The following is a 1,694-nucleotide window of genomic DNA, read 5'->3' as shown; positions in this document are numbered from 1 at the left end:
AAATGCATAACCATATCGGGTTGATGCTCTGAAAACACGCGATCTAGTTCAGCTCGGTCACAGATATCTACTTGCTCGAAGTAATAACGGTCACTGTCCGCAACATCCACCAACGACTCCAAGTTTCCTGCGTAGGTGAGCTTGTCTAAATTCACGACGCTATCTTGGGTGTCACGAATAATGTGTCGAACGACAGCTGAGCCAATGAAGCCTGCCCCGCCTGTTACTAGTATTTTCATTGCAAATGTTACCTACTTTAATGGGTACTTTTAGTGGGTGTACCGAAATGCGCTATTGGATTGTCTCACGAATAACTGACAAAAAGCTCACTTTACGTATTTTCAGTATGACTTTTTTGTACATGATCAAAATCGGACGCTTGCCAAATGATTTGGCGTTTGAGCAGTTCTTTTTTGAATGAGCGAAGAAGCCTTTCTAAGTTTTGCTTTTTCCAGTCGCCGTGCTCTTGTTTGCGGCACTTATCAAAATCAATAATCCACACTTTATCTTTGTCATCGATCAAGATGTTGTGGATATTCAGGTCTGTGTGATTAACGCCAGCGTTGTGCATTTTGGCAATTTCTTGCCCTATTTTTTGATACATTCCTTCCGGTAACGGTTTTTCCTGCAAGATACTGACCAGGTCTCTTGCGTTAGGAATGCGCTCACTCAATAAATCGGCCTGATATGTCAATCCAGATTTCACAGCTCTCGCAGCAATTGGCCTTGGCACATGAACACCTGCATTAATCAGTGTAAGTAATAGTTGGAACTCTTGCGCACAACGCGTTTGCTCCCAACCTGAAAACCAATAATTGTCTTTAACTAACTTACCAAATAAACCCCCACGTCGATAATGACGCAGAGCGGCTTGCATCGTATCAAGCTGAACAAACCAAGTCGTGCCACGCCCTGACGCACTGCCAGTTACTTTGTTGGTGGATTGCCAATACTCGGCATCAAAAATAGGCTGACCAGGATCTTCAATAAGCTCCTCATCAAACCAAATGACTTGGTTGCTATCTCGATACTGCTGAATCATGTTGTAACCTCTAGCCTAGGTAGCGACTGGCCAAGATGTATAGCCAAGTAAAAGCTGCGAACGCTAACGCAACCATAACGGCTGCCGATCCTATATCTTTAGCGCGACCACTTAATTCATGGCGTTCAACACCAATGCGATCCACCACTGCTTCTATCGCGGAGTTAATCAGTTCGACAATCAGAACTAATACCACAACACCAATCAATAAGATGCGCTCTATCATCCCGACATCAACCACGCACGCCAAAATCACAGCAATGCTTAGCAAAGCGAGCTCTTGTCGAACAGCAGCTTCATGTTTAAAAGCGGCTTTTAATCCCTGTATAGAATAACCTGTCGCTTTGATAATGCGCTTTACCCCAGTATTGCCTGGCTTTCCAGATTCTTGCGATTGATGTGGTGTTGTCTTTGACATTGCAGAACACTTATCGGTACTTCGTTATATTGGAGCCGTGTATTTTACATTTATTGGGGATGTCTGCATAATTTACCTGCCTCTATTCATCTAGTCAGACAATAATTATGTTCACTTCTGCCCCATCGTCATTATGCATCTTGCGTTTATCCGCTATTGGAGATGTGTGTAATACCATCGCTACTGTGCAAGCAATCCAGAAACAGTGGCCAACCACGCAAATAACTTGGATTA

3 protein-coding genes and 1 pseudogene are annotated in these 1,694 nt (G+C 43.6%); 1 reads left to right on the top strand and 3 read right to left on the bottom strand.

Going from position 1 to position 1,694, the window contains the following annotated elements:
* From R7P35_RS23895 to R7P35_RS23885, 3 genes are all read right to left on the bottom strand, one after another.
* Positions 1–239 (bottom strand): NAD-dependent epimerase/dehydratase family protein (locus R7P35_RS23895; protein ID WP_318092809.1); only part of this gene is annotated, 239 nt, incomplete at its 3' end.
* A 92-nt stretch (positions 240–331) separates the two neighbouring features.
* A complete protein-coding gene (locus R7P35_RS23890; protein WP_318092807.1) occupies positions 332–1,042 on the bottom strand; it encodes a 3-deoxy-D-manno-octulosonic acid kinase in 711 nt (236 codons plus the stop codon).
* A gap of 10 nt (positions 1,043–1,052) precedes the next feature.
* Positions 1,053–1,460, bottom strand: a complete 408-nt coding sequence (locus R7P35_RS23885) for a diacylglycerol kinase (protein ID WP_005459671.1) — start codon at positions 1,458–1,460, stop codon at positions 1,053–1,055.
* Between the two features lie 107 nt (positions 1,461–1,567).
* On the opposite strand from R7P35_RS23885, the pseudogene R7P35_RS23880 reads away from it, so the two are divergent.
* A pseudogene (locus R7P35_RS23880) lies at positions 1,568–1,694 on the top strand (ADP-heptose--LPS heptosyltransferase I); the annotation flags it as partial.

It is taken from the genome of Vibrio sp. Vb0304, from assembly GCF_033338995.1.
GTDB classification, from domain to species: Bacteria; Pseudomonadota; Gammaproteobacteria; order Enterobacterales; family Vibrionaceae; genus Vibrio; species Vibrio alginolyticus.
Note: the sequence above shows the minus strand (reverse complement) of the source record. Positions and strands in the feature narration are given on the sequence as shown.